This is a genomic window from Janthinobacterium sp. P210005 (genome assembly GCF_036231865.1).
In the GTDB taxonomy this organism is placed as follows: Bacteria; Pseudomonadota; Gammaproteobacteria; order Burkholderiales; family Burkholderiaceae_D; genus Janthinobacterium; species Janthinobacterium kumbetense.
This window is the reverse complement of sequence record NZ_JAZARC010000002.1, coordinates 803,712-812,962: the sequence shown is the minus strand read 5'-3', so window position 1 is coordinate 812,962 and position 9,251 is coordinate 803,712. Positions and strand designations below refer to the sequence as shown.

The window sequence follows — 9,251 nt, the reverse complement described above, 5'->3', positions numbered from 1 at the left end:
GCACTTACATCAAATGTCCACACTTATCGACTGTTAATTGTTAAAGAACTGTATTCGGTACTGCTTTCGCGCTATCGACAAAGCGTTGTGTTTGTCAGCTGCGAAGAAGGAAGAGTATGAAGCATTTCAGCACAATCGTCAACACCTTCTTTTCTACTACCCAGCCCCTGAAGGCTGTCCCTTTTGTGCCGCAAACCAGTGCGTCTCATTGGGGAGGCGAACTATAGCAAAGCGCCCCGGGAGTAGCAAGGCTTTTCCGGGGTATTTGCGGCCAACTGCTACAATTTCGCCCCCTCAGCGCACATTCGCGTCCATCCATAGAAGATTCACCATGAAACAACAAGCTCAAGGATCAGGCCTGACCCTGAAACGAGCTGGCTTTACCACTGGCTTCGGCGTGCTCGCCGCCACCCTCGGTTCCGCAGTCGGTCTCGGCAACATCTGGAAATTCCCCTACTTGACGGGGGCCAATGGCGGCGCCGGCTTCCTGCTCATCTATTTACTCGCCACCTTATTAGTAGGGTTACCCGTGATGATCGCGGAAATCACCCTGGGACGCCGCGCCAAGGTCAACCCGATCTCGACCATGGAACAGCTGGCGCCGAAGGGCAAGCCCTGGTGGCTGGTCGGCGTCATCGGCATGGTAGCCGCCTTCCTGATCGTGGCGTTTTACTCGGAAGTGGTGGGCTGGGTGTTTGCCTATATCGCCAAGGCCATCGACGGCTCCATCCTCAGCAGCGACAAACTGGTGACGGAAGCGGCCTTCGCCGCCCTGATCAGCAATCCTTTGCAATCGCTGTTGTGGCAATGGGGCGTGCTGCTGTTTATCGGCGGCATATTGATGCTGGGCGTGACCAAGGGCATCGAGGCGATTGCCAAGAAACTGATGCCACTGCTGTTCCTGCTGCTGCTCCTGCTGTGCGCGGTCAGCCTGTCGCTCGATAAAGCAGGTGAAGGCCTGGCTTTCCTGTTCCGTCCTGATTTTTCCAAGCTGACGGCGTCCGTCGTGCTGACGGCCATGGGCCTGGCCTTCTTTAAATTGTCCGTCGGCATGGGCACGATGATGACGTACGGCAGCTATTTCCGCGATGACCAGAATATCCCCGTCACGACCTTGCGCGTGATGGCGGCCGACCTCGGCGTATCGATGCTGGCCGGCATCGCCATCTTCCCCGCCGTGTTCACGTTTGGCTTCGCCCCCAGCGCGGGACCGTCGCTGGTGTTCATCACGATTCCTGCCGTGTTTTCGCAAATTCCCATGGGGCAAGCCCTGATGGTGGTGTTCTTCATCCTGGCCGCCGTGGCCGCCACGGGCGCGATGCTGTCGCTGATGGAAGTGCCCGTGGTCATTTTCCATGAACGCTTTGGCTGGACGCGCACCAGGGCCACCGTCGTGACCATGCTGCTGCTGGCCGTGCTCGGTTCCGTGTGCGCCCTCAGTAACAGCACCCTGGCGGACTTCAAGTTATTCGATTTGAATATGTTTGATCTGTTCGACTTTGTCTCGTCGAATATCTTCCTGCCCGTGGGCGGCATCGCGATTGCCTTGTTTACAGGCTGGGCCTGGGGCAAGCAGCATTTCATCGATGCGATCAGCAATCACGGCCAGTTGCACAATACAACCTTGGCGCATGTGCTGCTGTTCCTGCTGCGCTTTGTCTCGCCCGTATTGATCCTGATCGTGATGCTGAAGGGATTAAAGGTCTTTTAATCAGAGTACCCGGGTGTAGGTCTGGCGCACCAGCACCCGGTCGCCGCAATCGAAATGCCACCATTCGCTGTTGATGCCGAAGAAGCCCGCCTGGAACATGGCGTCGCGCAACAATCGGCGATGTGCCACATGCTCCTGCGTAATTTCCCCCTTTTCCAGCAAAACCAGCTCCAGCGCCGGGTGCGAGCGCTCACTCAGGTCGTCAAAGCCTGTGCCCATATCCAATTCCTCTCCGTCGGGCCCGACGATGGTGATGTCGAGCGCCATGCCGAACGAGTGGATCGAACCGCGCGACGGCTCCGCGATATAACCGAGCAACTCCGTACCCTGCAACGCGTCCCACAGTTGCTGCTGCACCCGTTGCGGGCGCAAGGCGTCGAGCACCAATAAATGATGATCGGGGCGCCGCGCGGCCAGCCACGCCACGGCCCGTTCCAGCGCGGCGGCCGCATCGCGGTGCAGCCAGGCGCAATCGATGGGGCTGTACAAGTCGCGGCCGACGAAATTATCGGGCGTGGCATAGCGCAAGTCGACGGCAATGCCGGCGATGCTGCTCAGGTGGCGAAATTGCGGATCGCTGCCAACCGCTTCCAATTGCAAACTTGCAACAGACATCAGACTCCTCTTTCCAGGCAATTACGCGCCGCCACGCCGATGCTGTCGGCCAGGCGCCGCGCGCCATGCGACAGCGGCGAGTGGCTGGCCGTCAATAAATACAGTTGGATGGGGATAGCCGGCGCCCAAGGGCGGCGCTGCAGGCGTTCGGGCGAGCCGGAGGCGGCCGTAAACGGGTCGACCACGGCCATGCCGGCGCCCGCTTCCACCAGGGAACGGGCAATTTGATAGGTTTGCACCACGGTGGAGAACACGGGGTGAATGTCCTGCGCTTCGCAGGCGGCCACCACCAGTTCGCCCAGCGGATCGTTGTCGGCATGGCCGATCAGCTCGCCGTTCAGGCCATGCGCCGTCAGGGGCGTGCCGCAATCGGCCGCATGCCAGGTGCCGGCGGGCGCGATCACCGTCATGACGCCATGCGCGAGCGGTTCGGCCACGATGCCCGGATGGCGCGGGTCTTGCAGGGACACGGCCAGGTCCACTTCGCCGAGACGCAAGGTGTTGACGATCTCGCCCGTGTGGTGGGTAGCCAGCTGGCAACGCGTGTGGGGAAAGTCGCGCCGCCACTCCGTCATGGCGAACGGCAAGACACTGATGGCGATCGTCGGCGTGGACACGAGGCGGATGGTTTCCACCGCGTGGCCCTTCAGACTGGCCGCCAGGCGGCGGATGCCCAATAAATCGCGGTTGAGTTTTTCCGTCTCGACAAACAGGCGGTGCGCTTCCGGTTTCGGGTACAGCTTGCCCCGCACGCGCTCGAACAGCGGCATGCCCAGTTGCAACTCGCAATGCTGCAAGACCTTGGTCACGGCCGGCTGCGAGATATGCAGCACCTGGGCGGCGCCGCTGATGGTGCCAACTTGCATGATGGCGTGAAACACTTCGATATGACGCAACCGCATGAGCTATTCCTTTACCTTGCCGTGGCCGCCAGGGCCGTCAATGTTCAGCATATAAGAAAAAGTCATGGGCTGGAACGACCATGCTACTTTGTTGCAACAGCCGGGGCCGGCGTCGTCAGCACTTCCAGCAGGGCCGCCGTTTCGCCATCGGGCGTGCCATCGAACAGCTTGTTGCGGTATTTCATCTGGAAAGCGATCAGCACATTGCGCGTCGCTTCGTCGAACACGCCCGTAGTCGGCGTCGCATAACCATGCTGGGCCAGCTTTTTCTGGAACCAGACGGCATCCGGCACTTGCTGCTCAAAAATGAGGCGCTGCGCGGCGACACGATTCGCATCGGGCCAGGCGATCAAGCCCGCATCGGCCAGCTGGCGCCAAGGGAACAATGGGCCCGGATCCTGCTTGCGCTGGGGGGCGATCTCGTTGTGACCGAGGATATTTTCCGGCGCGATGTTGTAGCGGGCCTGGATATCTTTCAACAGGGGAATGAGTTCATCGATCTGTGCCTGGGGAAACGGATACCAGAGGCGGCCTTCCGGCGTGTCCTTGTAGCCTGGGTTGACGATCTCGATGCCGATCGAGCTGACATTCAACTGTGTATAAGTCTTCCAGTTACTCACACCCGCGTGATTGGCCTGGCGCGATTCATCGACCAGCACGTAAAACTTCGGCTTGTCCGTGTCCGTCAGCAAGTAATGGCTGCTGACCACTTGTTCCGTCAGGATCTTGATCGAGCGGGGCAGGTCGCTGACCGTGTAATGGATGACGATGAATTTCACGCGCGGGCTCTGGCTGCGCGCCGTCAAACTGTGGTCGAGGTGCGGCGCGGGCGTGGTGCAGGCGGAGAGCAGGGCCACCAGCAGGGCGAGGGCGATTTTTTTCATGAAAGATCCGTGTTCGGGTTAATAAAATGTTCAGTGCTGGCCTGTGTCTTGACGGCCGTCTTGACGGCGATCCTGGCCGCCGCTTCATGTGGACGGGCAACTTTCTGTTCCAGCGTCAACGATACAGGCAAAGCGGCGCGCATGGCAGCCGCGATGGCCGGGTGCAACTGCGCCGCGCGGCCCGCCAGCACGACGGGACGCGCACCATGGCGCGCCGTCAAGGCCAGCGCCAGGCGCGCCAATTCCTGTCCCGCGCGCTGCAAGATGTCCAGCGCCAGCGGATCGGCATCCGCGCTGGCAGCCACGGCCAGCGCCAGCCGGCCGATGGCGCCCCGCTCCTGGCCATACATGAAGGCGCGCGACAGCGACCAGTCGCTGCCGCCCAGTTGCGCAAACACGGCCTCGGCCATGGGCGAGCCTTGCCAGCTGCCCGGCGCCTCGTCTTCGCGGCGCCAGATGTGGCGCAAGGCTTCACGCGCGATCCAGTAGCCGCCGCCGCCATCGTCGAGCAGCACGCCGCGCCCGCCTGCGCGGTGAAAGCCGCCGTCCGCATCGATCCAGGCGGCAATCGAGCCCGTGCCAGCGTAGACCAGATAACCTTCGCCGGGTTCAAAACTGTCGCGATAAGCGATATCGATATCGTTGCCCAACCGCACGTCGCCGGCGTGCAGCGCCAGCAATTGCGCCAGCATGGGCGCCAGCGCCGCATCGTCACCGCCAAAACCCGTCAAGCCCGCCACCACGGCGCGGGGCTGGCCGACAGCCAGCACGGCCTGGCACAGCCGGGTAAACGTGGCGTGCACGGCTGCGCGGCCTGCATCGCTGCTCATTTGCAAGGCAGACAAGCCTTCCACGACGCCGTCAGCCACGATGGCGCCGTCCCCGTTGGCCAGGGCCCAGCGCGTCTGCGTGCCGCCCGCGTCGATGCCCAGCCCGAGCACGGCAGTATCAGTATAGGTTGCAGGGGAGAAAATCATGGCATGAGTGTAAAGCCAAGCGGAGCTTGCAGGCATGAAAGCTTGCGCATGTTTCATGCCTGCAGGTTATGGACTACGGATAAACGCTCAGCAACTACTTGGCGGGGGCCGTAAACGGTTCCCGCACGGTGACGCGGGGGCTTTCATTGCCGAGGCGGTCGACGGCGCTGACCACAACCGCGTTGACTTTGCCGGTGGCGTCGTCAACCAGGGTCAGTTCGCCCTGCACGCCCGTGACCACGGTAAAGCGCCAGTCTTCGCCATAGCGGGCCCAGACGGCGTACTGCGCCACAGGTTTGCCGCCGCCCGCCGCCAATTTGACGTTCAGGCTGGTGGAATCGCGGCGCAAGGCCAGCACGGGCGTGCCGGGCGCTTCCTTGCCCAGCCATGGCGTGGCGGGAATCAGGGCAGGGCTTTGATACACGCTCGCCTTGAGCTGGTCGCTAACACCCTTGCGGTTCTGCATCAGGGGCACCATGCTGAAATGCACTTGTCCATTCGCGCCGGGGCGCGTGCGCGTCACTTCGATCTGCTTGATGATCTCTTGCGGCGTGAAGGACTTGGCGGAATTGTCGATGCGGCTCGTGTACAGGCCTGGCCACACGTGGCGGCCATACGGGTTTTGCGCCAGCCAATAGTCGAGCAGCACGCCAAACGCTTGCGGCGCCTGCGCCACGGGCCAGTACAGCTGCGGCGACAGGTAATCGAGCCAGCCCTTGGCCAGCCACAGTTCCGCATCCGCATACAATTTGTCGTACTGGCTGAAACCGACGATGCCGGCAGGGCGGCGGTCGGGACGGCCGATGCCGAACGGGCTGATGCCGAAGCGCACCCAGCTCTTTTCGCGGTGAATGCCTGTATATAACGCTTCGATCAACTGGTTGACGTTCTGGCGGCGCCAGGACGGACGATCCAGCTGACCGCCAGCCAGCAGATATTGCTGCCAGGAAGGCTCATCGGGAAACGGCAGTTCGCGCTTGGCGCCGCCATTGCCCGCGTCCAGCGCGGCCGTTTCCGCGCCGGCGCCGGCGCCTGGCGCATCGATCGGATACGGGTAAAAGTAATCGTCGATGTGCACGCCATCGATATCGTAGCGGCGCACCACGTCGAGCACCACGTCCGCCGTGTGCTTGGAAGCGACGGCGTCGCCCGGGTCCATCCACAGGTAGCGACCGTATTGCTTGACGGACGCCGGGTTGGTGGACGCGAAACTGTCGCGCGCCAGCGGCGACTTGGCCGTCGCGTGGCGGGCACGGTAGGGATTGAACCAGGCGTGCAATTCCAGTCCCCGCGCATGCGCCTGGGCAACCCAGAAAGCCAGCGGGTCATACAAAGGCAACGGCGGCTGGCCTTGCTTGCCGGTCAGGTATTCCGACCAAGGCTCCAGCTGCGACGGGTATATCGTGTCGGCGCTGGGCCGCACTTGCAGCACAATCGCATTCAAATTCAAGGACTTGGCGCGGTCGAGGATGGCCAGCGCTTCCGCTTGCTGCTTGGCGACCGGCAAATTGCTGCGGCTGGGCCAGTCGATATTCGCCACGGTTGACACCCAGGCGGCGCGGAACTCGCGCGGCGCCGGCGGCGGCACTTCGCCCGTGATGTGCTGCACGGGCGGCACGGCCGGCAAACCCGCTTCACCCGGCGTCACTGCGGAAGGCAGCTTGGTGCTGGTACAGCTGCTGAGCAATGTGGCGGTGGCCAACGCGGCCAATACGCCGGCGCTGGCGCCCAGGCGTTTTTTAAAAGTAGACAACAAAACAATTCCTTGCAGTGGTGGAGCGCAGGTCTATCGGTGGGGCATTTTACTGTGCGCCCGCCATCCTTGCGGGCGCACCGTTCAAAAGAATCAGGCCTCGGCCTTCTTGCCGAATTCGGGATCGATCTTGACCAGCGCGGCCATGATGAAGGCGGGAATGGTGGCGATGCACACCCAGATGAAGAAATGCTGGTAACCGAGCATTTGCTGTATCCAGCCACTGGCCATGCCCGGCAACATCATGCCCAGGGCCATGAACCCCGTGCAAATGGCGTAATGGGCCGTTTTATGCGCGCCATCGGAGACCATGATCATGTACAGCATGTAGGACGCGAAACCGAAGCCATAGCCAAATTGCTCCAACGCAATACCGCCGGCGATCACATAGATGCTGCTGGGCAAGGCCGTGGCCAGGTAAACGAAGACCAGGTCGGGCAAGTGGACGGACAGCACCATGATCCACAGGCAACGTTTCAAGCCGAAGCGGGAAATGATGAATCCGCCCAGCAAGCCGCCCAGGGTCAGGGCGATGACGCCGATGGTGCCGTAGACGAGGCCCACCTGTTCCGTGCTGAGGCCCAGGCCGCCCTTCGCGACCGGATCGAGCAGGAAAGGTGCGGCCAGTTTCAACAGTTGCGCTTCGCCCAGGCGGAACAGCAGCAGAAAGCCCAGGATGACGAAAATATCCTTCTTCTTGAAGAAGGAGGCAAAGGTGGCGACGAACTCTTGCAGAGGGGAAATACCGGCGCCCTGGATGCTGGGCCGGTCATCCTTGGGCTTGGGCAAAATAAAATAGTGATACAGGAAGAGGGCGATGAACAGGCCCGCCAGGATGGCGAACACGACGGACCAGGCCAGTTGCACATTGCCCGTCGTATGCGTCAGGTAGCCGGCCAGATACACGAGGCCCCCCTGGCCGGCGATCATTGCCAGGCGGTAAAACGTGCTGCGCACACCCACGAAGGCCGCCTGCTGGTGCTCTTCCAGCCCCAGCATATAAAAGCCGTCGGCGGCGATGTCATGCGTGGCGGAACTGAAAGCCATCAGCCAGAAGATGGCTAGGCTGATCTGGAAAAAATGGGGCAGGGAGGTCGTCAAGGCCACCAGCGCCAGCGCGGCGCCGATCACCAGCTGCAAGCCGACGATCCAGAAGCGCTTGGTGCGGTACATATCGATGAAGGGCGACCACAGGGGCTTGATAACCCAGGGCAAGTACAACCAGCTGGTATACAGCGCGATATCCGTATTGGAAAAGCCGTAGTTCTTGTACATGATCACGGACAGTGTCATGACAACAACATAGGGGATGCCCTGGCCGAAATACAGGGAGGGGATCCACAGCCACGGCTTATTTGACGGCTTATTCGCGCGCGCCGGGGCGGTTTGTTTCACAAGCTCCATACATCCTTCTTTGTCTCCCAGACAGAAGAATGCCGCGCCATCGGATCACGCCGCCAGTGCCGCCCGCACACTGCCATCCGCGCCGGCCAACAATGCCTGTGCCTGGTTTGTGTTGATTTTTTTGATCAAGGCAACAATCGCCACCTTGACGTGATAGTGGCATTGCTCCAGCACGGTCCTGGCCTGCACTTCGCTGGCGCCGGTGGCGTGCATGGTCAGACGCACGGCCCGCCAGATCAGCTTGGCGTTGGTCGGCTTCAAGTCTACCATCAAGTTTCCGTAAGTTTTGTGCAAACCGACCATCAGGGCGCTGGAAATCGTGTTCAAGGTGATTTTTTGCGCCGTGCCCGCCTTCAGGCGCGTGCTGCCGGAAATGACTTCCATGCCTGTGTCGAGCACGATGCCGCATTGCGCCTCGTGCGCCACGGGGGCGTCCACATTGTTGGCGATGCCGATCGTCAAGGCACCCGCCTTGCGCGCGGCCAGCAGCGCACCCAGCACATACGGCGTGGCGCCGGACGCGGCCAGCAGGATCACCACGTCATTGCTCTGCGGCTGCAGGGCCAGCAAGTCCGCCTCGCCTTGCTGTAAATCATCTTCCGCCCCTTCGACGGCCGTGAACATGGCGCCCGCGCCGCCAGCCAGGATGGCGACGGCCCGTTCGGGCGGCCAGGAAAACGTGGGATTGAGTTCAACGCTGTCGAGTACGCCCAGGCGGCCCGACGTGCCCGCGCCCACGTACAACAGGCGCCCGCCGGCCGCAATGCGGGGCAGGGCAGCCGTGATGGCCGCCCCGATCTGCGGCGAGGCCAGCCGCACGGCTTCGACGGCCCAGAACTGGTCGTCGACCAGCGCCGCCACCAGTTGCTCCACCGGATACAGGTCCAGGTCCGGATGCCGCCGGCTCGGAGTTTCAGTTTTCAACATGATTTCAGAACATGGTTGACCGTGAAACCAGTTTAATACCAACGAGCGGGATCAACCATGAAAGGATGGCAGGCGGGC

The 9,251-nt window shown here is 61.8% G+C and carries 8 protein-coding genes; 1 reads left to right on the top strand and 7 read right to left on the bottom strand.

Annotated features, from left to right (window positions below):
* Nucleotides 1–331 precede the first annotated feature (331 nt).
* Nucleotides 332–1,711: a sodium-dependent transporter gene (locus tag VPH40_RS13650; RefSeq protein WP_328573681.1), complete on the top strand. Its 1,380-nt coding sequence runs from the start codon at nt 332–334 to the stop codon at nt 1,709–1,711.
* Here the strand turns inward: VPH40_RS13650 and VPH40_RS13645 are convergent, their stop codons facing one another.
* The 7 genes from VPH40_RS13645 to VPH40_RS13615 form a co-directional block, all read right to left on the bottom strand.
* Entirely contained in the window at nt 1,712–2,326 is a 615-nt protein-coding gene (locus tag VPH40_RS13645) for a M15 family metallopeptidase (protein ID WP_328573680.1), read from the bottom strand. It lies immediately after the preceding gene.
* A complete protein-coding gene (locus tag VPH40_RS13640) occupies nt 2,326–3,228 on the bottom strand; it encodes a LysR family transcriptional regulator (RefSeq protein WP_328573679.1) in 903 nt (300 codons plus the stop codon). The genes VPH40_RS13645 and VPH40_RS13640 overlap by 1 nt, the downstream gene beginning before the upstream one ends.
* A gap of 83 nt (nt 3,229–3,311) precedes the next feature.
* Entirely contained in the window at nt 3,312–4,112 is an 801-nt protein-coding gene (locus tag VPH40_RS13635; protein WP_328573678.1) for an N-acetylmuramoyl-L-alanine amidase, read from the bottom strand.
* The gene (locus VPH40_RS13630) at nt 4,109–5,089 is read right to left on the bottom strand and encodes a BadF/BadG/BcrA/BcrD ATPase family protein (RefSeq protein WP_328573677.1); all 981 of its coding nucleotides are present in this window, start codon (nt 5,087–5,089) and stop codon (nt 4,109–4,111) included. Before VPH40_RS13630 ends, VPH40_RS13635 begins: the two co-directional genes overlap by 4 nt.
* Before the next feature lie 94 nt (nt 5,090–5,183).
* Nucleotides 5,184–6,845: a glycoside hydrolase family 10 protein gene (locus VPH40_RS13625; RefSeq protein WP_328573676.1), complete on the bottom strand. Its 1,662-nt coding sequence runs from the start codon at nt 6,843–6,845 to the stop codon at nt 5,184–5,186.
* Between the two features lie 90 nt (nt 6,846–6,935).
* Entirely contained in the window at nt 6,936–8,246 is a 1,311-nt protein-coding gene (locus VPH40_RS13620; RefSeq protein ID WP_305053605.1) for an MFS transporter, read from the bottom strand.
* A gap of 45 nt (nt 8,247–8,291) precedes the next feature.
* A complete protein-coding gene (locus tag VPH40_RS13615; RefSeq protein WP_328573675.1) occupies nt 8,292–9,173 on the bottom strand; it encodes an N-acetylmuramic acid 6-phosphate etherase in 882 nt (293 codons plus the stop codon).
* Between the last annotated feature and the right edge of the window lie 78 nt (nt 9,174–9,251).